Source organism: Sungkyunkwania multivorans, from assembly GCF_042675645.1.
In the GTDB taxonomy this organism is placed as follows: Bacteria; Bacteroidota; Bacteroidia; order Flavobacteriales; family Flavobacteriaceae; genus Sungkyunkwania; species Sungkyunkwania multivorans.
Genome location: NZ_JBHTJH010000004.1, coordinates 1,125,966 through 1,151,469 on the forward strand (window position 1 = coordinate 1,125,966; position 25,504 = coordinate 1,151,469).

20 protein-coding genes are annotated in these 25,504 nt (G+C 42.3%); 11 read left to right on the forward strand and 9 right to left on the reverse strand.

Features of this window, described 5'->3' with window-relative positions; all coding sequences use genetic code 11:
• Positions 1-41: 41 nt before the first annotated feature.
• Complete coding sequence (gene ychF / locus ACFQ1M_RS08135; protein WP_386406595.1) at positions 42-1,133, reverse strand: redox-regulated ATPase YchF; 1,092 nt, start codon at positions 1,131-1,133, stop codon at positions 42-44.
• 156 nt (positions 1,134-1,289) lie between these two features.
• On the opposite strand from ychF, the gene ACFQ1M_RS08140 reads away from it, so the two are divergent.
• Positions 1,290-2,771, forward strand: coding sequence for a carboxypeptidase-like regulatory domain-containing protein (locus ACFQ1M_RS08140; protein ID WP_386406598.1), 1,482 nt, complete (start codon positions 1,290-1,292; stop codon positions 2,769-2,771).
• Positions 2,772-2,844: 73 nt separating this feature from the next.
• On the opposite strand, the gene ACFQ1M_RS08145 is transcribed toward ACFQ1M_RS08140, so the two are convergent.
• A complete protein-coding gene (locus ACFQ1M_RS08145) occupies positions 2,845-3,198 on the reverse strand; it encodes a 4Fe-4S dicluster domain-containing protein (RefSeq protein WP_386406601.1) in 354 nt (117 codons plus the stop codon).
• 68 nt (positions 3,199-3,266) lie between these two features.
• Here ACFQ1M_RS08145 and ACFQ1M_RS08150 point away from each other — a divergent pair, with 68 nt between their 5' ends.
• The 5 genes from ACFQ1M_RS08150 (at position 3,267) to ACFQ1M_RS08170 (ending at position 9,497) form a co-directional block, all read left to right on the forward strand.
• Positions 3,267-4,328, forward strand: a complete 1,062-nt coding sequence (locus ACFQ1M_RS08150; RefSeq protein ID WP_386406604.1) for an acyl-CoA reductase — start codon at positions 3,267-3,269, stop codon at positions 4,326-4,328.
• Between the two features lie 94 nt (positions 4,329-4,422).
• The gene (gene serC / locus ACFQ1M_RS08155; protein ID WP_386406607.1) at positions 4,423-5,487 is read left to right on the forward strand and encodes a 3-phosphoserine/phosphohydroxythreonine transaminase; all 1,065 of its coding nucleotides are present in this window, start codon (positions 4,423-4,425) and stop codon (positions 5,485-5,487) included.
• A gap of 64 nt (positions 5,488-5,551) precedes the next feature.
• Positions 5,552-6,502: a D-2-hydroxyacid dehydrogenase gene (locus tag ACFQ1M_RS08160; protein ID WP_386406610.1), complete on the forward strand. Its 951-nt coding sequence runs from the start codon at positions 5,552-5,554 to the stop codon at positions 6,500-6,502.
• A 203-nt stretch (positions 6,503-6,705) separates the two neighbouring features.
• A complete protein-coding gene (locus ACFQ1M_RS08165) occupies positions 6,706-8,103 on the forward strand; it encodes a M16 family metallopeptidase (RefSeq protein WP_386406613.1) in 1,398 nt (465 codons plus the stop codon).
• Positions 8,100-9,497 carry a M16 family metallopeptidase gene (locus ACFQ1M_RS08170; protein WP_386406616.1) on the forward strand — a complete coding sequence of 466 codons (1,398 nt, stop codon included), beginning with the start codon at positions 8,100-8,102 and terminating at the stop codon, positions 9,495-9,497. Before ACFQ1M_RS08165 ends, ACFQ1M_RS08170 begins: the two co-directional genes overlap by 4 nt.
• A 124-nt stretch (positions 9,498-9,621) precedes the next feature.
• Here ACFQ1M_RS08170 and ACFQ1M_RS08175 read toward each other — a convergent pair whose 3' ends face one another.
• The 4 genes from ACFQ1M_RS08175 to ACFQ1M_RS08190 form a co-directional block, all read right to left on the reverse strand.
• Positions 9,622-12,039, reverse strand: a complete 2,418-nt coding sequence (locus ACFQ1M_RS08175) for a tail fiber domain-containing protein (protein ID WP_386406619.1) — start codon at positions 12,037-12,039, stop codon at positions 9,622-9,624.
• Positions 12,040-12,180: 141 nt separating this feature from the next.
• Positions 12,181-12,924, reverse strand: coding sequence for a subclass B1 metallo-beta-lactamase (gene bla, locus ACFQ1M_RS08180; RefSeq protein ID WP_386406622.1), 744 nt, complete (start codon positions 12,922-12,924; stop codon positions 12,181-12,183).
• Between the two features lie 98 nt (positions 12,925-13,022).
• A complete protein-coding gene (gene ettA / locus ACFQ1M_RS08185; RefSeq protein ID WP_386406625.1) occupies positions 13,023-14,717 on the reverse strand; it encodes an energy-dependent translational throttle protein EttA in 1,695 nt (564 codons plus the stop codon).
• Positions 14,718-14,771: 54 nt separating this feature from the next.
• A complete protein-coding gene (locus ACFQ1M_RS08190) occupies positions 14,772-14,948 on the reverse strand; it encodes a CAL67264 family membrane protein (protein WP_386406628.1) in 177 nt (58 codons plus the stop codon).
• 237 nt (positions 14,949-15,185) lie between these two features.
• Between ACFQ1M_RS08190 and ACFQ1M_RS08195 the strand changes: the two genes are divergently transcribed.
• The 4 genes from ACFQ1M_RS08195 (at position 15,186) to ACFQ1M_RS08210 (ending at position 19,379) form a co-directional block, all read left to right on the forward strand.
• A complete protein-coding gene (locus ACFQ1M_RS08195; protein WP_386406631.1) occupies positions 15,186-16,829 on the forward strand; it encodes an acyl-CoA carboxylase subunit beta in 1,644 nt (547 codons plus the stop codon).
• A 287-nt stretch (positions 16,830-17,116) separates the two neighbouring features.
• The gene (locus tag ACFQ1M_RS08200; RefSeq protein ID WP_386406633.1) at positions 17,117-17,866 is read left to right on the forward strand and encodes a hypothetical protein; all 750 of its coding nucleotides are present in this window, start codon (positions 17,117-17,119) and stop codon (positions 17,864-17,866) included.
• Between the two features lie 17 nt (positions 17,867-17,883).
• Entirely contained in the window at positions 17,884-18,432 is a 549-nt protein-coding gene (locus ACFQ1M_RS08205) for an SdpA family antimicrobial peptide system protein (RefSeq protein WP_386406636.1), read from the forward strand.
• Positions 18,429-19,379, forward strand: a complete 951-nt coding sequence (locus ACFQ1M_RS08210; RefSeq protein ID WP_386406639.1) for a sporulation-delaying protein SdpB family protein — start codon at positions 18,429-18,431, stop codon at positions 19,377-19,379. The genes ACFQ1M_RS08205 and ACFQ1M_RS08210 overlap by 4 nt, the downstream gene beginning before the upstream one ends.
• Before the next feature lie 78 nt (positions 19,380-19,457).
• Here ACFQ1M_RS08210 and ACFQ1M_RS08215 read toward each other — a convergent pair whose 3' ends face one another.
• The gene (locus tag ACFQ1M_RS08215; protein ID WP_386406642.1) at positions 19,458-21,152 is read right to left on the reverse strand and encodes a YfaP family protein; all 1,695 of its coding nucleotides are present in this window, start codon (positions 21,150-21,152) and stop codon (positions 19,458-19,460) included.
• Between the two features lie 229 nt (positions 21,153-21,381).
• Positions 21,382-22,713 (reverse strand): M24 family metallopeptidase, encoded by a 1,332-nt coding sequence (locus ACFQ1M_RS08220; protein ID WP_386406645.1) that lies wholly within the window; start codon positions 22,711-22,713, stop codon positions 21,382-21,384.
• Between the two features lie 150 nt (positions 22,714-22,863).
• Between ACFQ1M_RS08220 and ACFQ1M_RS08225 the strand changes: the two genes are divergently transcribed.
• Positions 22,864-23,286, forward strand: a complete 423-nt coding sequence (locus ACFQ1M_RS08225) for a DoxX family protein (RefSeq protein WP_386406648.1) — start codon at positions 22,864-22,866, stop codon at positions 23,284-23,286.
• 93 nt (positions 23,287-23,379) lie between these two features.
• Here ACFQ1M_RS08225 and ACFQ1M_RS08230 read toward each other — a convergent pair whose 3' ends face one another.
• The gene (locus ACFQ1M_RS08230; protein ID WP_386406651.1) at positions 23,380-25,500 is read right to left on the reverse strand and encodes a YfbK domain-containing protein; all 2,121 of its coding nucleotides are present in this window, start codon (positions 25,498-25,500) and stop codon (positions 23,380-23,382) included.
• Between the last annotated feature and the right edge of the window lie 4 nt (positions 25,501-25,504).

Genomic DNA, 25,504 nt, shown 5'->3' on the forward strand with positions numbered 1-25,504 from the left:
GATGATCAAAAGGGAAAGAATAACATTGAAGTGCGTGAACATCATACATTGAATCGAAAGTGCATCACATCGCCATCTTTAACGATATATTCTTTGCCTTCCACTCTCATTTTTCCAGCTTCTTTTACTTTCGCTTCGCTACCATATGAAACATAGTCCTCATATCCGATGACCTCTGCGCGGATAAACCCTTTCTCAAAGTCGGTATGGATCACGCCCGCAGCTTGCGGAGCCGTTGCACCGACTTTCACCGTCCATGCACGGACTTCCTTTTCGCCGGCCGTAAAATATGTTTGGAGGTTTAAAAGCTTGTAAGCAGCTCTGATCAGTCTGGAAACCCCAGCCTCTTCCAAGCCTAGATCCTCCAAGAACAATTGTCGCTCCTCGTAATCTTCAAGCTCTGCAATATCTGCTTCAGTGGCCACGGCAAGCGTGATGATCTCTGCGTTTTCATTTTTTACAGCTTCCTTTACTTTTTCAACATAGGCATTGCCATCCTTAGCGGAAGCTTCATCTACATTGCAAACGTATAGGATCGGTTTTGAAGTGAGCAACTGAAAATCTTTCATAAGATCGGCTTCATCTTCCGAAACCTCTACAGCACGTGCAGAGATGCCACTTTCAAGGGCAGTTTTGAACTTGTTAAGAGTTTCCTGCTCCTTCTTTGCATCCTTGTCGCCCGTCTTGGCTGCGCGATTCACTTTTTCTAATCGCTTCTCTACCGTTTCTAGGTCTTTGAGCTGCAACTCGATGTCAATGGTCTCCTTGTCCCTGATCGGATCAACGCTTCCATCTACATGGACGATATTCTCATTGTCAAAACAGCGCAACACATGGATGATGGCGTTACACTCTCTAATATTACCAAGAAACTGATTCCCTAGGCCCTCGCCCTTGCTAGCTCCACGAACAAGCCCCGCGATATCTACTATCTCTACGGTCGCTGGAAGTACGCGCTGCGGATTGACCAATTCTTCTAATTTCTCCAGCCGCTCATCAGGAACGTTCACCACCCCCAAGTTTGGCTCTATCGTACAAAATGGAAAGTTGGCGCTCTGCGCCTTTGCATTGGACAAACAATTGAACAAAGTCGATTTTCCCACGTTTGGTAATCCTACTATTCCAGCTTTCATACTATTGACAATTTGAGCGACAACCTCTTTGGGTTGTAGTTTTGCGAGTGCAAATGTAAGTATTTAGTTAAGTTCAGAAAATGAAATACAACCTAAAGTTATGGTCGTTTGTAACATTTCGCTGTCCGCATCGTCTTCATCTCAAATAACCATTTTATGAAATCGTTAATTTCAAGCCTCCTTTTCTTTGTATGTATAGTTTCGGCATCTGCTCAAAGTTTTACAGCGAAGGTTGTGGACGCCAATTTGAAAACGCCAATTCCTTATGCCACCATTCAGATAGGCCCAACCAACGGGGTGATCTCCAATGAAGAAGGCAATTTCACCATCAACACCACCGCAGAAGTAAAACGAGTGACCATATCTTGTTTAGGATATTCAACGCTAGAGGTATCATTGCAGGACATTGCCCAAAATAATCATACCGTACCTCTCTATGAGTCTGTGAATGAATTAGATGAGGTCGTTTTGAGCAACACCTTACCCAATGCATATGATATCATTTCTAAGGTACGTTCTAATTGGAACGCAAATTATAAGCAAGACCTGATTGACCATAAGATCTTCTACAGAGAGACCGGTCGGGTCGATTTCAAAAAATTGGACATGCGAATCTCAAAAGCGAGCAATTTTAAGAAGGCCCAACTCGCTATAGCAAATTCAGACCTAGATGCTTTGGCAAGCGATATTATCAATGGAGACATCGTTCATTTTACAGATTTCGCCGGTCAATATATGATTCGTGATAAGGATAGCTCAAAGTTGGGAGTAGGTAGGGCGACCGAGTTGATCGATAAGAAAAAAGACTTTTCCCTAGAACGTGTAGAACAACGCGCAAAGAATATCGTGCTGAAATACTTGGATTCAAGTATGACCTACAAGCTGAAAACAGGCCTTTTTAAAATCGAGGACTCCTTATCTTTAGGCAAAGAAATGGCCAAAGAGGCAGAGAGGAAGAATGAGTTCCGAATCACAGACTTAAAGAATCGCACACGATCTGCGGTTAATTATACCCGGTTAGAGGAACAATCCTTCTTTGGAAAACTACTCGACCCAGAGTTTTATGAATACGAACTGTCTGGCACTACTTACTTCAATGGTGACCTCATATACGTCATTTCCTTTCAACCCGACCGAGCGAAATCGAAATTTGAAGGCAAACTCTATATCGATGCAAACGATTATGCTGTTTTAAAAGGAGATTATTCCTACTCCAAGGGGAAACGAGGGCAAAAGTTCAATCTGAAATTATTACTTGGGATCAAATATATCGAGAATGTCAACCGTGGAATGATCCTTTTTAAGAAGGAGGAATCCGGACATTACACGCCTCAATATATACGACACACCGAAGGGGAGTACTTTTATATAAACAGACCTTTTAAATTTATTGAAAATAGCAGCGAAAAGAAAAACGTGGCCTTCAATTTTAAAATAGAAGGTAATTCGCTAAGCAAGAACGAAATTTTGTTCGTCAACAGTCAGCCTATCAACGAAATCACGTTTAACAAGTACCAAGAAAGAGAAACCGTCCCCTATCAACAGCTCACAAAATACGAGACTGGCATTTGGGAGAACAGCCATGTCTTAGCTCCAGATGAAGAAATGAGGACCTTTGATGCCAGAGACAACCAGTGAAGCTATAAAAAAACTATCGGAGATAGATGTATGCTTTTTCTCGGAGATCAATGCAGACCAATAAAACTTTCCACTAGTCCTCGGGATGCATAAAACTTTGCTTTTGAAGTAAGAACTCTTCGGTCTCTACAACGTCCTCATCGGGCACACAACAGTCTACAGGACAAACTGCCGCGCATTGTGGTTCCTCATGGAAACCCTTACACTCGGTGCACTTATCAGGAACAATGTAATAGATCTCATCCGAAACAGGTTCTTGGGCTTCATCTGCATTTACTGCTTTTCCACCAGGCAACACAACCTCACCCGTTAAAGAGGTACCATCGCTATAACGCCAATCATCCGCGCCCTCATATATCGCCGTGTTTGGGCATTCGGGCTCACAAGCACCACAATTGATGCATTCGTCTGTTATAATTATTGCCATTTTTCTTTTTCAGTTTATGTAACTTTGCACAGCAAAAATAAAGCCTAAAGGCTGCATAAACAAATTTGATGAACACATTAGAGGACAGAATTGTTGCATTCACAAAATTGGGAGATTTTTTAGGTCAATTTAACAATCGGTCTATTGAAAAGAATGATGAGGTTGCACATAATGCTCTGTTTTTTGATGGTTTTCGGCATCAAATCGAATTAGCCGGACAGCATAATGGTTGGTTCACCAAGGAAAATGTACTTTTTGCATGCCAAAGTTGGTCGCAAGCCTTGTCCGAGCAACATCTAAAACAATGGACCGATGCCTATAGCTTTAACGGCACTAGCAACAAAAAAGTGGCCATTGTCATGGCAGGCAATATTCCCTTGGTGGGATTCCATGATTTTATAAGCGTTTTGATGAGCGGCCATTCGGTCTTGGTCAAATTGTCTTCGAATGACAAACACTTGTTGCCCTATCTAGCAAAATATTTACAATCTGTAGCGCCATATTTTGAAGGACGTATTACGTTCACTGAGGAGAAATTAGAGGGTTTTGATGCCGTCATTGCCACTGGTAGCGATAATACCGCTCGGTATTTTGACTATTATTTTGGAGGCTACCCCAATATCATTCGAAAAAACAGAAACTCAATCGCAGTCTTAACGGGTGAAGAATCGAAAGAAGAGTTGGAGGCGCTCGGCGAAGATGTGTTTCGCTACTTCGGACTCGGTTGTCGCAATGTCTCCAAGATCTTCGTCCCTCACGATTATGACTTTAATGCCTTCTTTGGCGGTATGTATCCGAAACGGGATATCATAAATAATGCTAAGTACGCCAATAATTACGACTACAATAAGGCGGTCTATTTGATGAGTCTTTTCGAGTTTCAGGAGAACGGTTTTCTCATGTTAAAGGAAGACATCAGCTATGCCTCTCCCATTGCCTCTATCTTCTATGAGCACTATGATTCTCAGGATGCGCTCAAAAAAAAAATTGATCGGGATATCGATCATATTCAATGTATTGTGGCCAATGGTTTCTTGGAGCATGAGGTGAAATTTGGGGAAACCCAATCCCCAAAACTTTGGGATTATGCCGATGGTGTGGATACGATTAAATTCTTAACAAATTTATAGGTGAATAATTATCAATTTGATAACAGTAATTATTGCGGAAATCCTCAAATTTGTAGCTTAATTTTTTTGATACGTTTTTCAAACAACACAACCGATGAAAAAACACAATTTTAGCGCTGGCCCATGCATCTTACCCGAGAACGTTTTTAAGAAAGCTTCCGAGGCCATTATCAACTTCAATGACCTTGACCTTTCACTCTTAGAGATCTCCCATAGAAGTAAGGATTTTGTCGAAGTGATGGACAGGGCCACTTCCCTAGCCATAGAATTGCTTGGGCTACAAGGAAAAGGCTACAAGGCGTTGTTTTTGCAAGGCGGCGCTAGTCTGCAATTCTTGATGGTCGCTTACAATCTCTTAAATAAGAAAGCTGCCTATCTTAATACCGGGACTTGGAGTTCCAAAGCAATTAAGGAAGCTAAACCCTTTGGTGAACTTATAGAAGTAGCTTCTTCAAAAGACGCCAATTTCAATTATATTCCCAAAGGCTATGAGATCCCTAGCGATGCCGACTATTTTCATACCACGAGCAACAACACGATTTTCGGGACTTCCATAAAGAGTTTTCCAGAAACTGCAGTACCCATGGTATGCGATATGAGTTCTGATATCTTTTCTCGTCAAATGGATTTTTCAAAATTCGATCTCATATACGCCGGTGCACAAAAGAATATGGGACCTGCCGGGGCGACCTTGGTGGTGATCAAAGAGGATATTCTTGGGAACGTTGAAAGACAGATACCATCCATGCTAGATTATAAGATCCATATCGATAAGGAAAGTATGTTCAATACCCCTCCTGTATTCGCCGTTTATGTTTCTATGCTCACACTAGAATGGTTAAAGGATCTAGGGGGCATTTCGGCCATCGAAAAGATCAATGAGCAGAAAGCCGCACTTATCTATGATGAGATCGATCGTAATCCACTATTTAAAGGATTTGCTGCTGTTGAAGATCGTAGCTTTATGAATGCGACCTTCAATCTTGTAGATGATGCTCATGCCAGTACTTTTGACACCATGTGGAAAGAAGCTCGTATCAATGGCTTGAATGGACATAGAAGTGTTGGTGGATACCGTGCCTCTATGTACAATGCAATGCCAATAGCTAGTGTGCAGGCATTGGTCGATGTAATGCAAGAATTAGAGCGGAAGGCATAATTAATAAAAGATATCAAAGCAATAAATAGATTCCTGCCTGCGCAGGAATGACAAGGAAAAGTTTATGAAAGTATTAGCAAATGATGGCGTTTCTCAAAGCGGGATAGACGCATTAGAACAAGCAGGATTTGAAGTGCTGACCACAACGGTGGCTCAAGATCAATTGATAGATTACATCAATGAAAATAGCATTTCGGTGCTTCTGGTACGCTCTGCAACCAAGGTACGCAAGGACATCATCGATAACTGCCCTAGCCTTAAGGTCATTGGCCGTGGCGGTGTTGGCATGGACAATATTGATGTGGCTTATGCCCGCGAAAAAGGATTACATGTGATCAACACCCCTGCTGCATCCTCAAGTTCCGTGGCAGAATTAGTATTTGCCCACCTTTTTGGTGGTGTTCGTTTTTTGCACGACGCCAACAGAAACATGCCATTGGAGGGTGACAGCAAATTCAAAGCATTGAAGAAAGCGTACGCTGGAGGGATCGAACTTAGAGGGAAAACTCTTGGGGTCATCGGTTTTGGACGTATTGGACAAGCTACGGCAAAGGTCGCGCTAGGAGTTGGTATGAAAGTTGTTGCTAGCGATCCGTTCGTTGAGGAAGCGACGATCTCTTTGGACTTTTATGATGGGCAAAAAGTTGATTTTAGCATTAAGACCATCGGCTTTGATGAGGTGTTGGCACAGGCAGACTTTATCACCTTACATGTTCCTGCGCAAAAGGATTATGTGATTGGTAAAGCACAGTTTGAGAAGATGAAAAATGGTGTTGGTATCGTAAACGCAGCGCGTGGCGGTGTCATTGATGAGGTGGCCCTTGTTGCGGCTCTAGATAGCGGAAAGGTCGCTTTTGCAGGTTTGGACGTCTTTGAGAAGGAACCAACCCCAGAAGTGCAACTGTTGATGCAGCCAAAATTATCGTTAACTCCACATATAGGCGCAGCTACAGGGGAAGCTCAAGATAGGATAGGCACAGAATTAGCAGAACAGATTATTTCGATCTTGAAATAGTACCGACAGATAATAATTTAGATTCTACATAGGCGGGCTGTTGCGAACAGCTCGCCTTTTTTAGTATCTTTATATGAAATTGTTGCCAACCATCAACTACATTATCAAATTAAACACTATTCTAGTAACAGTTCATTGTCATTCGTTTATGGGAAGTATCCCAGGAATGCGCATAAATTAATTGTTAACCAATCTTTTTTTAAATGAAAGTTATTCTAAAAACTCTTTGCCTCTGCAGTTTGGCCTTATTCGTTATTAGTTGCGGTCAAGACAAGAAACCCGAGGAAACGCAAGAGACCTCACAATTTAAAGTGCCTGTAGAATATTACAAATTGGACAACGGTCTCAAAGTGATTTTGTCTAAGGATGAGACGGCACCCACCACTGTGATTGCTGTTTATTACAACATTGGTTTCAGGATCGAACCCAGAGATCGGACTGGATTTGCCCACCTATTTGAACATATGATGTTTCAAGGGTCTCAGAATCTTGGAAAGATGGAGTTTATTCAATTGGTCCAAAAAAATGGTGGCATCCTCAATGGGTCCACTCGTTTTGATTTTACCAATTATTTTGAAGTTGTACCCTCGCACAAATTGGAAACCATGCTTTGGGCAGAGGCCGATCGCATGCGTGGACTGGCAATCACCCAAGAGAATCTAACAAATCAACAAGGAGTCGTAAAGAACGAGGTGAAAGTAAACGTATTAAATCAGCCTTATGGTGGCTTTCCATGGTTGGATATGCCGCAATACGCCAACACCAATTGGTACAATGCACACAATTTCTATGGCGATCTCGAGGATCTGGACGCTGCCAATTTGGAAGATGTTGCCAACTTCTTTAAGACCTATTACGCACCTAACAATGCAGCGCTCTCTGTCGTAGGTGATTTTGATACCGCAGCGACCAAAGCGATGATCCAAAAGTATTTTGGTGATATCCCTGCATCCGAATTGCCTGAAAAACCAGATATCTCCGAACCAAGACAAGAAGAAGAGAAGCGCTTCGTAAAAGACGATAAGCTGGCCAACAAACCGGCAACCGCCATCGCCTATCACATGCCCGAACGCAATACTCCTGAATATTATGCTATGGGCTTGCTTGATCAGATTCTCGTACAAGGCGAAAACGCACTGCTGGTCCAAAAACTCGAAAAAGAGAAAGGCTACACCTCAAGTGTCAGTGGGGGCATCAACTATCTAGGTAATATGTTCAATTATAATGGTCCTATGCAATGGATGTTCAATCTTACCTATGACAACGAAACATCTGAGGCTGATGTCATCACCGCTGTGGATGAAGTCATTTCAAAGATCGAAGCAGGAGTTACCCAAGAGATGCTGGACAACGCTATTGTAAAGATGCGTTCGCAGCTTTATGACGATCTCGGTGGCTTCTTTGGACTTGGAAGGGCCGATCTTTTGTGTAGTTTTGCCCTCTTTGATGATAATCCGGATAGAATCAATACCATTGAAGACGAGTTTAGAAAAGTAACTCCAGAATTGGTGAACAAAACGATCAAGGAATATCTGAGACCTACCAATAGAACCATTTTGACCGTGAATCCCTTAGCAAAACAAGAAAACCCGCAATCATGAAGAAGTTAGCATATATATTCATAACATTTTTAATCGTTTCTTTTTCCTCAAGAGCGCAAGAAAAGGAAGTACCCCCCAAAGGTAGCGAACCAAAGGGTTTTACCCTTCCTGAGAAAGAAGTGGTGACATTGGACAATGGTCTCAATTTGGTGATGGTGCCTTATGGTGCCATTCCTAAAGCCACCATTACCATCATGGTGAAGGCTGGAAACATTCATGAGAAGGAAGACGAGACATGGCTACCAGATCTTTTGGCCGACCTGATGAAGGAAGGCAGTACAAGCATGGATGCCGAGGAAATTGCAAATCGCATGGCGGGCATGGGAGGAGATCTCAATGTTTCGGTAGGACCGCATAACACCAACTTGAATAGTTCGGTTCTCTACGAGTTCGCACCTGATGCTATAGGTATCATGGCCGATGTATTGATGAATCCATCCTTTCCTGAAAGCGAATTAGAGCGTTTGAAGAACGACATGAAGCGTAACATTAACTTGCAGCTGAGCAGACCTCAATCGCAGGCAAGAAAAGACTTTTTTGCCAAAATTTATCCGGATCATCCATATGGCAATCTTTTTTCTACCGAGGAGATCGTTGATGGATTTACTGTTGATGCGATCAAGAAATTCTATGATGAAAACTATGGTGCGAAAAGAACAACGGTCTATGTTGCAGGAAAGTTTGATAGAAAGTCAGTTGAAAAGGCAGTGAGAGATGCCTTCGCTGCTTGGAGAGAAGGTCCAGAAGACAACTATCCAACCGCCAAGGCTGTAGCTTCGGGTGACCTTGCTATTATCGATAGAGCCGGTGCGCCACAATCGACCATTATGTACGGTTTGCCTGTTGTTGACCCTTCCGATAAAGATTATATCCCCTTGATGGTTACCAACTCGATTTTGGGAGGTAGCTTCGGTTCTAGGATCACGAGCAATATTCGTGAAGACAAGGGATACACCTATTCTCCTAGAAGCCGCGTAGAAACGAACTATAAGTCAGGGGTTTGGTATGAATTTGCCGACGTTACTACCGCTTACACAGGAGCTTCTTTGGAAGAAATAAAGAAGGAGATCGTCCGACTTCAAAATGAACCACCGAGTAAGGAAGAACTTGAAGGAATTCAGAACTATGAGGCAGGCGTATTTGTTTTGAGAAATTCCACTCCTGGCGGAATCATCGGTCAACTATCCTTTTTAGAGATCCATGACCTGCCAGAGAGCGATCTACAGAATCGCGTGCAGCGAATCTATGAGGTCACTCCCGAAATGGTTCAGGAAATGACTCAGAAATACATCACCCCAGACCATATGACCTTAGTGGTCGTAGGGGACAAAAAGGTGATTGAAAAGCAGATCGAGGATTTTCAGAAGCAAGTAAAAAGTCCGAATGTAGAGTAAGGGCCACAAAATCATAAGAATAACAAACCCTGCCTATTTCGTTGCAAAACGCTTTAGGCAGGGTTTTGTATAGTAACTATTTTCAACTATTATATAAATACCTCTATTAGGAGGGCAACATTTTCTATTTATCTTTTTCCAAAGAGCTTGTCTCCTCCAAATTTAGCTGGGACATAATGATCTCTAATTTCATGTTGATACCATCTAGTTCTTCTTTCATCGCTGAAACTTTATCTTTCTCAGATAACAGCTCCGTTCTACTCTTTTCAAGCTGAGCTTTCAATTCTTTGATCGCCTCAAGCAATATAGGTGTCAAACCTGCGTAATTAACGCTCAATATGCCTTGCTCATCGGTTTGAACCAATTCGGGGTATTCTTTCTGTATCTCTTGCGCTATCACCCCAATTTGAATGGCCTCACCTCTTTTTTCAATATCTTTCCATTGATAGCTAACACCATTTAGGTTTCCAAGTTTTTCCAAACTATTCTTCAATGGTTTGATGTTTTTCTTTAAGCGTTTATCTGAATTTTGTGTCAAGGTGCCCGCCAAGGTTGCATCACCACTTCTCAGAACGACAAACGCATCGCTTCGAGAACTAGCAAACAAGCCATTGCCGATAACAAAAAGTCTGCTGGTTGGGCCTGAAGTGGTCCCATCTACTCCTGTGGTCGTATTATATTGTCCCACCGTAAATTGATTGTTGCCTTCCGAAATCGTATTTTCGCCGAATGCTGTTGCATTTACTCCGTTTGCAGCAGCTCCATTACCCATGCTAAATGAATTGAAGCCGGTGGCTGAGCCTCCAACTCCCGCAGCAAAGGCGTTGTCTCCGGAAACCAGCGTACCACTACCAAAGGCTGCGGAAAAGATACCAGTCGCACTGGTATTAGAACCAAAAGCGACAGTGGCCTCATTAGAAGCCACAGTGTTTTTTCCAAAGGAAGCACTGCTCTCGCCTGAAGCCTCTGTGTTGAATCCTGTTGAAAAAGAACGAGCACCACTCGCTGTGGTCACCACACCAAAAGCGGTAGAAGTGGCACCTGTAGCATTGGTCTGAAATCCAAATGCAGATGTATATTGTGCGCTTGCCTCAGTTTGATATCCTGTGGCAAAAGAGGTAAAGCCACTAGCCAAAACATCATAACCAGTGGCAAAAGAATCATCACCTAGATTGGTGTTATCCCAACTGGTGGTTTCGGCATGTCCAGCCCTGAATGCACCTTTGGTCTTATTAAAGAAAAACCGATTGTCATCATCGCTCGTAGATGAATTATCATCCAATTGGGAACTTCCAAAAACAAAATTGTCATCGAAGTCTCCTCCACTTACAATATTGTTGTTGATGGTAAAAATGGTGTTTCCAATGGTTGTTCTTGGCACCCATGAGGTTGTGCCATCGCCATTGGAAATAAGCACATTAGTGTCGTTACCCCTATCTGCAGGCAATGAGTATCCTGTATTATCATTAAAAAAATCCAAAGTGAGCATCCCATTGATCTCCGTATTTCCATTCTTAAGGATCACCAAGGCATCACTTTCCGAATTCAGGGCTGTAGTACCATTACCGATCACGAAAAGTCTGTCGGTAGGAACGATAGTATTAGGATCACCGAAGGATAGTGTATTTCTAATGCCCATAGAAACTTGTCCATAGGATTCTGCCGTGGTGGCCCATCCGAGTGAGGTGGCGCCAAAACCTTCAGCACTGGTCTCATAGCCCATCGCCACGGATGCCGTTCCTGAAGCTTTTGAAAGATAATTGGTGGCCTGGGCATATAATCCGCTTGCTGTCGTGCTACGCCCCAATGCCACCGCATTGGTATTGTTCGCCACTGTTAACTGACCTGCGGAGAAAGAAGCCTCGCCACTCGCAACGACACCATCACCAAGAGCTACAGAGTTGTTACCCAATGTGTTCTCGTTCCAAATATAGATATCACTAATTCCTGACTGCCCTACCCTGAAGGCCCCTTTAGACTTGTCGAAAAACATACGTCTTGTATCGGCAAAGGTAGCAGGGTCATCATCTAATTGCGTGCTTCCAAACACGAAGTCGTCTGTTGCAGTATTTCCAGGAACATTGGAGGTCACCCCATTTTCTGTAGTGAAGGCAGCTTCTACGAAATTTTCGTCACTTATAGCTCCAGCGCTCCCAGCATGAAGTGCATAGGGAACACTGACCAATTGGCTGTTCCCAACCAAGACATAGCTGCTACCGCCAGTGACATCGATCGCCACTCTTAGCCAATGGCTGTTATCTCCCCAAGCTATAGTGGAAAAATCGTCCGTTGTGGTCCCCGACCCGATCTGAAAACTGAAGACACCATTTGCATCGGTCACCACATCATGGATCTCGGTATAAACAGGAACGCCCGTGGAACTGCCAGGCAATATGGCCACTTGAACTCCAATGTTTTGCTCAGACAAGACGTTGCCATCATTATCAATGGCGGCCGCCTGGTAATTGATCAGATTCGGTGCTTGTGCAATAACAAAGCCAGAGAGGCTTAAAAAGATTAGGAAAAGAAGATTTTTCATCATGCAGTGTTAAAAGTTTTCCTAACAAAGCTACTTCTCTCACCAATGGCGTCCTACATAAACTTTGTGAACGCAAAAAAACTTTGTAAGCGTTAAATAGTACTAAGATCCTTAAATCGAACTTAGTACTGCATTCAAGATTTTCTAATCCACATTGAGGAACTTTTCTTCTGTGTAGTCTAGCAATTCTACTCCCCCAGCTTTCCCATGACCCGGAACCACATGTTCAACATCCGGGAAAGCGACTTTTATCCTTGAAACCGTTTCTGACCAGGCTTCGACATTGGCATCGCCCAGATAGCCTTTTCCCGCGCCCATGGCCTTAATGAGACAACCTCCAAAAAGCACCTTTTCGCTTGGAATATAGGCGACGATATTGTCGCTGGTGTGACCTTCACCGAAATATTGTAGAATTACCGTCTGATTCCCTATGGAAATTTCTCTGATATCATCGAAACCAACTTTAGGTATTTCCAAGCTGTCCCTTTTGGCCAATTCAATGGTGAGATTATTTGCAACAGAAAGCACGTCTCTTCTGTGAAATGCCTTTAATCCACCGAGGCAATCATCATGGAAATGAGTAGGTACTACAGCTTCTACTTTACAATCTAACTGCTTCTCTATCCATTCTATCAATTCATTGGAAACGTCATCTGTGATTGGCGTATCTAATATTATGGCCTCGCCACTACGGGCATAGACCAACCCATTGCAAGCTACTTTTCCGTAATCTTGAGTCTCCAAATAGGAAATATGGATAAAAGTATTTGGGGTAAGTTGTTGGATATTTAGAGTCGTTGAATGATAGGTTTTAGGTGATGGGTGTTGGTCTTTACAAGAAATAAAAGTTGTGGTAATAACCAGTGCTAAAAATAATCTGTATTTCACTTTTTAAAAATTTTAGTTTGCCTATACCTACTAAAATTAACCAAAAATCCCCCACATTGCTGCAAGGGATCTTCTATTTCAGATTTCGTATTTCGAGACTAACCTCGTATCAACTTCTTGTACTTGATACGTTTTGGCATTATATCGCCGCCTAGACGATTCTTTTTGTTCTCCTCGTAATCCGAGAAGCTTCCTTCAAAGAAATATACCTGACTATCGCCTTCAAAGGCGAGGATATGCGTACAGATCCTGTCCAAGAACCAACGATCGTGACTGATCACCACGGCGCAGCCCGCAAAGTTCTCCAAGCCTTCTTCCAATGCACGGAGGGTATTTACATCCAAGTCGTTCGTAGGCTCATCCAGTAGCAGCACATTCCCTTCTTCCTTTAAGGTCATGGCCAAATGCAAGCGGTTGCGTTCTCCACCCGACAAGGTAGATACCTTTTTGTTCTGCTCGCTTCCAGAGAAGTTGAAGCGTGACAGATAGGCGCGAGAATTCACCTGCTTCCCTCCCATCATCACCAACTCTTGTCCGTCCGAAAAATTCTCCCATATCGACTTCTCAGGATCGATATTACTATGCGACTGATCCACGTAGGCGATCTTTGCGGTATCGCCCACCGCAAAAGTTCCTTTGTCTGGGGTCTCTTCTCCCATGATCATCTTAAAGATGGTAGTCTTACCAGCACCGTTGGGTCCAATAATTCCAACGATACCAGCTTGTGGAAGATTAAAATTGAGATCTTCGTATAACAATTTATCTCCAAAGGCCTTACTTACGCCGTTTGCCTCGATTACATTGGTTCCCAGACGAGGGCCATTTGGAATATAGATCTCCAATTTCTCTTCGATCTTTTTCTGATCTTGATTCAGTAGTTTATCATAATTGTTCAAACGCGCTTTTTGCTTGGCTTGTCTTCCCTTCGGGGCCATACGTACCCATTCGAGCTCTCGCTCCAAGGTTTTCTGTCGTTTTGAGGCAGCTTTTTGCTCTTGCGCCAGTCGCTTGGATTTCTGGTCTAACCATGAAGAGTAATTCCCTTTCCATGGAATGCCTTCTCCTCTATCCAATTCTAGGATCCATCCTGCTACATTGTCCAAAAAATAGCGATCGTGCGTTACGGCAATCACTGTACCTTTATATTGCGCCAAGTGATGCTCTAACCAATGCACCGACTCTGCATCCAAATGGTTGGTAGGTTCATCGAGAAGCAGTACATCGGGCTGTTGCAATAACAAACGGCACAACGCTACACGTCGACGTTCTCCACCAGAAAGCACTGAGATCTTCTTATCGCTTTCAGGTGTGCGAAGCGCATCCATCGCAATCTCTAGTTTTGTGTCTAACTCCCATGCTCCACTGGCATCGATCTTATCTTGAAGTACGGCTTGCTTGTCCATAAGTTGCTGCATCTTATCAGCATCCTCATAGATCTCTGGAAGCCCAAACATATCATTGATCTTATTGTATTCGTCTAAAACGGCTACGGTATCGGCCACCCCTTCCTTTACAACTTCGAGGACAGTCTTATTTGGATCTAACTGTGGTTCTTGCTCTAAATATCCGACGGTATATCCTGGGGCAAACACGACATCACCCTGATAGTTCTTCTCTACCCCAGCGATAATGCGCAATAAGGTAGACTTACCTGAACCATTTAGTCCTAATATTCCTATTTTGGCTCCATAAAAGAAACTTAGATAAATATCTTTCAGCACCTGTTTATTGGTACTTTGATAGGTCTTGCTGACCTTATTCATCGAGAAGATGACCTTCTTATCGTCTGACATGTGTTGGTTTGAAGTTAACGTTAATGGTTTATTGTTTTATTTTTCAAAAAGGAACTACACCCGTCCTTTTAGGGCATTGAAAACCCAAGCGATGGCGAAGAATCCAATACCGACAGCACCGAAGCCATAGCCGGCAACATCGTCATATCTAAAGGCGCCAAGTCCTATTAATGCGACACCTACAAAAATCATAATAAAAGTGGCCCATGCCAGCACTGTGTTCTTGTTCATTCCCATGTTGAAAGCAATTTTTTAAGTTGGGGATTTTTTATTAACTAATATCGGGCTGCAAATATCGTATTTTTTGTCAAATTGGCTTCCCGACCGATGGTGATTAAAATTACAAAAAATAAAGTAGGGTAACGCATTAATTTTCAGCATCAATAAGAAAGCTGAAACATTTCTTTTCTTTCGGTAGAGCGATTTTACAACGTTTTAGTAACTTCGCAGGAGTCAAAAATACAGCTCATGGACCTTAACTTCAACAAGAACGAAGACCACAACAAACTACTTGTTTCAGACTTGCGTCGAAAATTCGCCAAAGTAAAACTTGGTGGTGGCCAAAAGCGCATCGACAAGCTTCATGCACAGGGTAAAATGACCGCTCGAGAGCGTATCGATTATTTATTGGACGCCAAAAGGCCGTCCATAGAAATTGGTGTATTTGCAGGTGAAGGCATGTATGAAGAACACGGTGGTTGCCCTTCTGCAGGAGTAGTTGTAAAAATTGGTTATGTGAAGGGAAAGCAGTGCATTGTTGTAGCCAATGATGCTACGGTAAAGGCTGGGGCCTGGTTTCCGATCACCGGAAAGAAGAACTTAAGAGCACAAGAGATCGCCATCGAAAATCGTCTACCGATCATCTATCTGGTGGATAGTGCTGGGGTGTATCTCCCAATGCAAGATGAGATATTTCCAGACAAGGAACATTTTGGCAGGATCTTCAGGAACAATGCCGTGATGAGCAGTATGGGAATTACCCAAATCGCTGCTGTGATGGGTAGCTGTGTCGCTGGTGGCGCCTACCTGCCTATTATGAGTGACGAGGCTTTGATCGTAGACAAGACCGGTAGTATCTTTCTCGCAGGAAGCTATCTTGTAAAAGCGGCTATCGGAGAAGAAATCGACAATGAGACGCTCGGTGGCGCAACCACCCATTGTGAAGTAAGTGGGGTTACCGACTATAAGGCCAAGGATGACAAAGATGCGCTAGACACCATTAAAAATATTGTTGACAAGATCGGGGATTTTGATAAGGCTGGTTATCATCGATCCGAAGCTATTAAGCCTAAAGAGAATCCCCAGGACATTTATGGTATTTTGCCCAAGGCTCGAAATGAGCAATATGACATGATGGAGATCATTAGGCGTTTGGTGGATGATTCTGCCTTTGACGAATACAAAGCAGGCTATGGGCAAACCTTGATCACGGGATACGCTCGTATCGACGGTTGGGCTGTTGGTATCGTGGCCAATCAGCGAAAAATTGTCAAAACCACCAAAGCAAAGACCAAACCAAGCCAGATGCAATTTGGGGGTGTGATCTACAGCGATTCTGCGGATAAAGCAACACGGTTTATAGCCAACTGCAACCAAAAGAAGATCCCATTGGTCTTCCTGCAAGATGTCACTGGCTTTATGGTAGGAAGCAAGAGTGAGCATGGAGGCATCATCAAAGATGGTGCTAAAATGGTGAATGCAGTGAGCAATTCGGTCGTACCAAAATTTACAGTGATCATCGGTAATAGTTATGGTGCTGGCAACTACGCCATGTGCGGAAAGGCTTATGACCCAAGATTGATATTTGCTTGGCCCAGTGCGGAATTGGCGGTGATGGGTGGGTCGCAGGCGGCCAAAGTATTACTTCAGATAGAGACGGCTTCTTTAAAGAAGAGAGGTGAGACCATCACTCCAGAAAAGGAAAAGGAATTATTTGATAGCATCAAATCGAGATACGACGCACAAGTGTCACCCTACTATGCGGCGGCGCGTCTTTGGACAGACGCCATTATCGACCCCTTGGATACCCGAAAATGGATCTCCATCGGGATTGAAGCAGCCAACCACGCTCCTATTGAAAAACCTTTTAATTTGGGGGTGATACAGACATAGTCTTCAAGGTCTCGTAATTATCGTTATATGCGAATCAAGTATTTCGTGAACTATGTTTCACATGCTTATAGAACGTGGACCTCTTCGATCACCTCCGTATAAATAGCCGGTCTTATTCTTCTAGCGGCCATTATTCTATATGGACGTATTTATAAATCTAGCGTTGGATTTATAAATACAACCTATCAACAATTTGAATGTCAACTTCTTACACCTAGATTTACTCTAAATGGCGGAAACCGAAAAGCCATTAATAGAGTAGGTAAATCCAATTAACTATTTAACTTATGAAAATCTTTAAAAATTTTCTGTTGCTTGCTGCATGCGGAGCACTTCTGCTTTTCAGTTGTAGTAAAGACGAACAAGGAGTCAATTTCGATTCCAATGCTTTGGATGAACTCTCTGGAAAAGAGATTTTTAAAAGCGTTTTGTTTGCTGATGGTGTTTTGACAAGTAAAATTCCCGTACTGGCTAACAATTTTGATTTTGAGTCTTATTTCGACGATGATGAATTGCAATTGTATAGAGAATTACAAGATGAAGTTCTCGGCTCTATCGATAGTCAATACCCAGAATACTTCGCGAGCTTCAAGCGAACCATGAGGTCTAACAACTTTGAGCTTATCAGACAGGCCATTACAGAGGCATCGACGATCGTAGTGAAAGCCTCGATGCAACTTCATGAAGCCGATTACGAAAAAGGCCAAGAGTTAACCAATTCTCTACTCGAAGACCAAGCGTTGAAAGGTCTAAAAATTGATGCAGAGGGTCGCAAAATTATGGACCTTAGAGCTGGGAATCTCAGACAATCCTTTTTAAACGACAATAATGCCTTTGTATTGAATGTTGTCGTGCTTATCAATGTCGCTACAGCAGTAAACGTGGTCAACGTTGCCGTAGCTGTGAATGCTGTAGCGGCAGTCGATACTGTGGTGGTCGTTACACGCGAGGAAGAAGAGCCACCAGAGGATCAACAACGAGATAGCAATAGTCTTATCTTGGATGAAATTTCCGCATCGATAATCGCAATGAATTAACTTAAGGACCTTGGCTTATGAATGTAAAATGGTTTTTTATCGGCACTTTGGGATTGACAATTTCACTGATCGCTTACACCTTAATAATCTTTATTAAAGGGAACCCCATATCGTTGCGATACAATATGGGCAACAAGATGAAGGTAAAGACATTTGTAAGCCAAGGTTTTAGTTTCTTCACTAAGGACCCTAAAACGGAGGTCTATAGGATATACAGCAAACAAAATGGATATGTCGAAGCGATCCCGCAAAGTAATTTTAGCGCGGGCAATTATTTTGGGGCAAGTAGAAAAAGAAGATTGGTAGAGGCTAAGCTAGAGATCATCTTTGGCATGCTGGATTCGACTGATTATGTGCAGCCAAAAATTGCATTGAATGAATTTCTATCATCTAGAGACTCTTTACCAACGATCGTCGTAGAGATGCAGCACGATTTCCTTTGCGAGGAATATTACATCGTTAAAAGCAAACCCGAACCATGGCCACTGTTTTCGAGAAAGGTCGAAAGTTATTACCCATACCAGATCTGCAAGTTAGTCTTTAAATGTCCTTGGCCCTCATTATGAAAGCAATCGAAAAAATCACCTCCAAGAATCAGTTCACGAACCTTTACGGTTTTACCAGAAGCCTATTGGCGTTGGGCACATTGATTACCTTGGCCTTCAACCACCCCAGACTCCTTTTCTTTTATGGTTTGAATTTTGAAACGAGGTACATCAATGAAAGCTCGCTCACGTTCTTTAGCCTTTTCCCAGATGAATACTTGATACTTGCCAAAGTAATTGCAATTATAGCCCTATTGATAGTCATAATAGGAATCTACCCTAGATATTTTGGGATTGTCCATTGGTACATAACCTTCAGCTTTTTGAAGGACTGCCCGGTGGTCGACGGAGGGGATCAAATCGCTTCAATTCTCACCCTATTATTGATCCCATTGACCTTATTGGACGCAAGAAAAAATCATTGGAATGATCCATCTAAGAAAAATGACAGTCCTTACAAGCAAATTATTGCGCATTTCATGTTTTTCCTCATACAATTACAGGTGTCGTTTATATATTTTGACGCGGCGGTCTCTAAACTTAGTGTGAAAGAATGGATGAATGGGACGGCGGTATACTATTGGTTTACAAGCCCGACATTTGGAGTACATCCATGGTTAGAGCCATTGGTCTTTCCTTTGTTAAGAAATCCCATTTCCTTGACCATGATCACCTGGGGTGCCATTTTTCTGGAACTTTTGTTGGCTGCCGCCCTTTTCATGAATTATGGTCGGCGAAAGTATCTTTTGTTTGCGGGTATTGCTTTTCATTTCCTGATCATACTAGTTCATGGTCTCCCAAGCTTCTTTTGCAGCATGACTGCTTGCCTCATATTATATCTATTGCCTTCTGATCACCGATTTAATATGGAGAAGATCAAAAGTTTAAGAATAACATTATCTAAAGCAATTAAAAAGAATATCCTGTCATTACCTAAACGGGTCAGTTCGGGCAAATTGGTCAGATAGCTATAATGCTGTCTATTGAGGAAATATTTGCAGCGCGCGGCTGAAACAATTACTTTAAAACCAATGAATCTGTAAATATCATAAGAACCTTAATTGCCCCGTGGCATTGATCTTTGCCAATTTTTGACTAAGGTTCTTTGCTGCAAGGCGATATACCTTTATCTTCTCTTCGCCACTTTTGCTATCTCGTATCGTAAGTTTAAAATAGGTTGGAAACAAGGTCTCATTTCCTTTATACGAGAGATTGATTTCCCAACTGTCTGTTAGTTGATCGATAAAAAACCGTTCAGACGAGTATCCGTAGACCTTTTCATTATTGATACGCTCGGCATTTTCAGAAATGGTATGATTCCATGTATGAAAGTATCCGTCTTGGTTAACAAAATGCAGATCAAATTGGGCATCTTGGTTATTCCATTCAACAAGGATCTCTATATCATTGGTTTCCTGATCTTCATAGACAAAGGTATATGCTTCATCTTCATTGCTAAGCTTCAACGCGGATAAATTGCGCTCGTACTTTAAAAGTTGTTTGAGTGTTGCATTCTGCTCAATGTTGTGCATCTTGAAAATGATCCCGTTATACAAGTTCTCTGAAAGCTTAAGATTGTTCAATCTCGCTTCTGCTTTAGCCAGATCACGCACACTTTGAATCGTAGGCGCCATGGTCGCTATATTCTTATAAATATCTTTGGACGCTTCAAAATAGCCGATCTCATCCAGTTTATAGGCCATTGCCCTTAATGCTTCCACATTATCGGGGAATGTATTAGCTATCCCATTCAAAATTGCTAGTGGCTTAAAGTCATCGGGGAAATTTTTACTGAAATGATCAAAGCTAGTGATGTAGAAATCCAGTAAGTGGCCATAGGTCTTTCGTTGATTTTCGTATTCGAGATAAGCACGTTCAAAATTACCAGTCATCTTATTATATTCCGAGATGTACTTTGGAGACCCTGTTTGTACGGTTTCAAATGCTACCGTAGGTTGGTCAAACTTTTCCTTATCTGTGATCTTGGCCTTGAGACCACTATCGGGGTCGACATAATTCTTAGTATTTATAATGATCACCCCTCCTGCTCCAAGGGTACCATACGGATTCAACTGAGTAAGGTTCTTTAGAAGTACCAGCTTCTCTATGAGCTGAACATCTATCCATGTGGGGATATCCCTGACGACCAAGCCATCGATATCCCATGCGACAGGAATCACAGCGTTTCTTAGCGCCCCAAATGATGTAGGGCGACGCAGCACTACCCGCGCGCTGCCACCATTACCCAAAACTCTAACACCTGGCATACTTTGAACAAGGGCTATAATATCGGGAGGGAATCTTCGGATCTCATTCTGAGTAAGCACGTCGCTGGGGGCAATGCCAGAGACCCTCCTTTTTCCAAAGGCACCAAATATTTTCTTCTTCTCCCTGGCCTTTTGCTTTTCCGAGCTGCGCTTTTTTTGCTTCGACAGTACCACTTCATCCAAATACACTTCGTCATCAACCAGCACGATCTCTAAAGGTCTTATGAACTGCGTTACCTTAAAAGTGAAATTTTTCTTTCCAACATAGGAAACTCGAATCCGCTGGCCCTGAGTTGCATTTATAGAAAATTGTCCATCTTTATCGGTAATGGTCGTAGAATTATCGTTCAGATTATATATACTGGCATTCACAATAGGTCCATTGAGCCCTTTTACTATTCCTGTGATTTGTTGTTGGCAGTATGTTATGCCATAATTGATGAGTACAATTGATGCTAGTAACTTTAACTTCATACCCTAAAAGATTAAAATAGCTTTTTACTGGCCTTACCAAACAAATAAATATATAAACATCTGGTAACCATATAAATATACTAATACGTCATCATACTTTTTTATCTTTTAGATCAACTTTACCATTTACAGCGTGCTCATCTAAATTTATCATGGAATATAAATCAGTGCAAAATGCTGAAGCATCTTTTAGTAAGGCCAGGTCTGTAACTCGTACGAAGTTTGAGGTCTACTTTGTTATATGCTGACCATCTTCAGAGATGAGTAAAAGTTTCGTTTGCCGTCCATTGACATATCTATGGCCCATATCGTCATAAAAACCAGCTTCTTCGAGCATTACCCTGATCTCTTTTTTCCATTCTTTGAGAAATACCTTGGTGTTAAGTTCTATTGCATATACGGTATTAGGGTATAATGGATAGTCCCCGTTCACCGGAACGCCTCCTTGTGAATCCCACATACCAATGGTGGGTCCCGCACTGTGTCCGTATAATCCAAGAGGGTGCGTATAAATTTGCGGTTTAAGGCCTTCTCCTTTCGCTTCACTCAACGATTTGAGCAAAATTTCATTCCCCGTTCTCCCTGTTTTAAAATTACGCGTCAATATATCCTGCAGTCGATTACCTTCCTTGAGCGCGTCTTTTAAAAATGCTGGCGCTTCTTGCTCACCAGACTTTAGTACATAGGCCAATTCTTGGCAATCGGTATTTAATCTCAAGTAAGTGATGCCAAAATCGCAATGAAGCAGATCGCCCGGCCGTATCACATCTAACTTTGGCTTATTATCAAAAGCATATAGGTCACTATTTTCCGCTCTTTGCACATCCACTGTAGGATGAAACCAGGTCTCTAAACCCAAGGACCTTACCTTATCGCGCATCCACCAGACCACATCTTCGGTCGTAGTGACGCCTGGTGTGATCACATTTGCTGAAAAGGCTTCTTCTATGATTTGATGAGTAATATGCACCAAATGACTATAAATGGCCATCTCACGTTCCGTCCTAGTTTCTATCCATCCAATGGCCAACTTCTCGGCAGAGACGACCCTTTTTTGGAATTTCTTGGGAAGTCTTGTCATGAATGCATCATGGTCGGTCTTCACTATCCCGTCGGCAATCCCAAAATGATCAGAATAGTTAAGACCGATCTTTTTTGGATTTTTTCCTATGATCAGGTCAATGAGTGCCTGCCATTGATCGGGCTGTTTTTCCTTGTTCCAAACAGATTTGATATTCTTGCCAATATCATAACGGGCGATGGCTAATTTTTCAATGGTGCTCTTTGATCTATCTCGGAAGAAGACCAAAATGGTTCTTCGCCTAGCATTTAACCAGGTGGCTGGCAGCATCGTCCTCAATACAGGGTCCTCGTTGTATTCTCTAGAGATCACGATCCACATGTCGATATCCGCTCGGTCCATCAATGTTGGCAGAAGGTCATTGAAGCGTTCTTCTAATATCTCATCTACGATCTTGGCTCGTTCTCTTTCGGGCAGTATGTGTTGCGAATAACTATAGATCGATAAAATTGAAAACAGGAAAAGTATGGTCTTTTTCATCAAAACGAAGTTGGATAATTAGTCATTATAAAGAAACTAAATATTATTCGGAGTTCCTTCTTTACAGGCGATATATTTGAATTTCTTGCTAAAAATCAGTATCTTAAAGTCCCTGTTATAGGAACCAAAACCATTAAAAAACAACCAATTATGGGAACTGTAAAAACCTTGAACAAATGGGCCAACGCACATACCTATATTCCTCTGGATATCATACGTATAGCCCTTGGTGTCTTTTTATTCATCAAAGGGACAGCCTTTGTGACCAATATCCAATCTTTGGTAGAACTGGTGCAACCACTGAAAGGATGGGGCGGCACTATGTTATTGATGCATTATATCGCACCAGCACATATGGTCGGTGGAGTAATGATCGCTTTTGGATTACTTACACGCTGGTCAACACTCTCACAGATACCCATACTTGTAGGAGCGGTGATGATCAACTTCGTAGGCGAAATGCAAACCGGTAATTTTATCACTTCGATCATTGTTTTGATGTTACTCGTCTTCTTTACAGTTTATGGGTCTGGCAAGCATTCTGCGGATTATTATTTTAAGATGCAACAATAAAAAGAAAAGTTGTCAAAAGAAAGAGCGCCCTTAGGCGCTCTTTTGCTTCTAAAAAGAAGCATCATCAAACTAACCAACCATTACCCTTCGTATCTATTCGATAGTCTTGATAAGTCGAATGAATTCTGCCCGGTACCCTTTTCGGTCTTTACCTCTACCCGACTTGGCCAAGGCTATGATGTCATTGAGTGTAGCGCCGTTATCGTATTTCGATTTACGCAATCGCATTCCTAATAAAGCCACGGCCGAAGCAAACTTGAAATCTGAAGATATCGATGCTATTTCATCTTTTTGAACATGAACCATTTCGATACTTTTGGTACCATCTGGTTTCTTGTATCTAAACTTCACTGTAAAGAGTTCATCGGAATTTGCATCATTTTGAATCGCTTGGGTGTATTTCAATTCATCAACCGATTTCAGGTATTCTGAAGATACCCCTGCTGGAATCACCTCATATAAAGCAGTCACCTTGTGCCCGCTTCCCAACTCGCCTGCATCTTTGGTGTCATCCTTGAAATCCTCGTCCGCCAATAATCGATTCTCATAGCCGATCAATCGATATGCCTGTACCTTTGTAGGATTGAATTCTACTTGAATTTTCACATCTTTGGCAATAGTATATAATGTTCCACCAAACTCAGCACCAAACACCTTTTGCGCCTCTAGCATAGTATCTATATAAGCATGATTCCCGTTGCCTTTGTCCGCAAGTGTCTCTAATTTCGAATCCTTGTAATTTCCCATTCCAAAACCCAAAACCGATAGAAACACACCACTTTCGCGTTTTTCTTCAATCAGCTCTTCCATGGCCTTATCGCTGGAAGCCCCGACGTTAAAATCCCCATCTGTAGCTAAAATGACGCGATTATTACCCCACTTCTTGAAATTCTTTTCTGCCAATCTATAAGCTAGCTTTATCCCGGCACCACCAGCTGTTGAACCACCTGCTTCGAGATTGTTAAGTGCAGCAAGTATTTCTTCTTTCTTATCACCCGATGTTGGTTTCAATACTACTCCTGCCGCTCCTGCATAGACAACGATGGACACTTTGTCCTCTGCCCGCAATTGATTTACAAGCAGTCGGAATGCTGACTTTAGCAATGGCAGTTTATTCGCTGCGCTCATCGAACCAGATACGTCTATTAAAAACGTTAGGTTCGTTGAAGGAATGGCCTTTGATTCATACTCTTTTCCTTGTAATCCTATTCGAACCAGTTTGGTGTCTTGATTCCAAGGTGTGATACCAACTTCTGTATTAATCGAAAAGGGATGTTCATCTGTGGGTTGCGGATAGGAATAGTCAAAATAATTGATCATTTCTTCGATCTTTACAGCGTCTGGAAAAATTTGCTGGCCATTATTGATCATTCGTCGTATGTTGCTATACGAGGCTTTATCAACATCGATAGAAAAAGTAGATAGCGGTGACAATGAAACTCGCTCAAAATCGTTCTCATTGATCTGTGAATAGGATTCATCATTTTCAATTCGATAATTACCTGCTCTTGTCGTTATTACAATGCAACCGTGTTTTGCGATCTTTCCAAATCTGGATCTGGCGTCAGCACCTTTATAGACATTCATTTTTTCAATTTCATTGGGGTCTATACCAGCCACAATACCATTATACAATTTTTGAATGGGCACCCCATCCACGATATACAACGGCTCTTTCCCTGGTTTTATAGCATGTTGTCCTCTAATCAGTACATTGGTTCCACTACCAGTCACACCATTATTGTTGCTTATTGACACTCCAGATACTTTACCTTTCAACTGATTTGCCAGTGTAGAATGATAGGCCTTTTGTTCTTGCCTTTTGAGCTGTGCTTTAGAAGGTTTGTGATTTCTTGCGACATAATATCCCGAAACTGCTCTGCTTCTACTTACGCCATAACCGACGACCACCACCTCGTCCAATTCACTTGATGACTGCATAGAAACGTTGATGACATTAGCTACCCCAATGGTGACTTCCTGACTATCATAACCAACATAGGCGAATACCAATATTTCTCCGAAATTTGCCGTGATCGAATAATTACCATCAAAGTCGGTTGTCGTCCCATTACTGGTACCTTTGACAATGACAGTGGCTCCAGGAAGTGGATGGCCGGAATCGTCCGAAACTGTTCCTGTAATGTTTTTCTGTTGGGCAACGGCGATCGTTCCGATCATCGTTGCGATTAAAATTGAAACAAAATTTTTCATAATG

Excerpts from the sequence above, each read along its gene's own strand:
- ychF (WP_386406595.1), bottom strand. The coding sequence starts at position 1,133 with ATGAAAGCTGGAATAGTAGGATTACCAAACGTGGGAAAATCGACTTTG.
- ACFQ1M_RS08140 (WP_386406598.1), top strand. The coding sequence starts at position 1,290 with ATGAAATCGTTAATTTCAAGCCTCCTTTTCTTTGTATGTATAGTTTCG.
- ACFQ1M_RS08145 (WP_386406601.1), bottom strand. The coding sequence starts at position 3,198 with ATGGCAATAATTATAACAGACGAATGCATCAATTGTGGTGCTTGTGAG.
- ACFQ1M_RS08150 (WP_386406604.1), top strand. The coding sequence starts at position 3,267 with ATGAACACATTAGAGGACAGAATTGTTGCATTCACAAAATTGGGAGAT.
- serC (WP_386406607.1), top strand. The coding sequence starts at position 4,423 with ATGAAAAAACACAATTTTAGCGCTGGCCCATGCATCTTACCCGAGAAC.
- ACFQ1M_RS08160 (WP_386406610.1), top strand. The coding sequence starts at position 5,552 with ATGAAAGTATTAGCAAATGATGGCGTTTCTCAAAGCGGGATAGACGCA.
- ACFQ1M_RS08165 (WP_386406613.1), top strand. The coding sequence starts at position 6,706 with ATGAAAGTTATTCTAAAAACTCTTTGCCTCTGCAGTTTGGCCTTATTC.
- ACFQ1M_RS08170 (WP_386406616.1), top strand. The coding sequence starts at position 8,100 with ATGAAGAAGTTAGCATATATATTCATAACATTTTTAATCGTTTCTTTT.
- ACFQ1M_RS08175 (WP_386406619.1), bottom strand. The coding sequence starts at position 12,039 with ATGATGAAAAATCTTCTTTTCCTAATCTTTTTAAGCCTCTCTGGCTTT.
- ettA (WP_386406625.1), bottom strand. The coding sequence starts at position 14,717 with ATGTCAGACGATAAGAAGGTCATCTTCTCGATGAATAAGGTCAGCAAG.
- ACFQ1M_RS08190 (WP_386406628.1), bottom strand. The coding sequence starts at position 14,948 with ATGAACAAGAACACAGTGCTGGCATGGGCCACTTTTATTATGATTTTT.
- ACFQ1M_RS08195 (WP_386406631.1), top strand. The coding sequence starts at position 15,186 with ATGGACCTTAACTTCAACAAGAACGAAGACCACAACAAACTACTTGTT.
- ACFQ1M_RS08200 (WP_386406633.1), top strand. The coding sequence starts at position 17,117 with ATGAAAATCTTTAAAAATTTTCTGTTGCTTGCTGCATGCGGAGCACTT.
- ACFQ1M_RS08205 (WP_386406636.1), top strand. The coding sequence starts at position 17,884 with ATGAATGTAAAATGGTTTTTTATCGGCACTTTGGGATTGACAATTTCA.
- ACFQ1M_RS08210 (WP_386406639.1), top strand. The coding sequence starts at position 18,429 with ATGAAAGCAATCGAAAAAATCACCTCCAAGAATCAGTTCACGAACCTT.
- ACFQ1M_RS08215 (WP_386406642.1), bottom strand. The coding sequence starts at position 21,152 with ATGAAGTTAAAGTTACTAGCATCAATTGTACTCATCAATTATGGCATA.
- ACFQ1M_RS08220 (WP_386406645.1), bottom strand. The coding sequence starts at position 22,713 with ATGAAAAAGACCATACTTTTCCTGTTTTCAATTTTATCGATCTATAGT.
- ACFQ1M_RS08225 (WP_386406648.1), top strand. The coding sequence starts at position 22,864 with ATGGGAACTGTAAAAACCTTGAACAAATGGGCCAACGCACATACCTAT.
- ACFQ1M_RS08230 (WP_386406651.1), bottom strand. The coding sequence starts at position 25,500 with ATGAAAAATTTTGTTTCAATTTTAATCGCAACGATGATCGGAACGATC.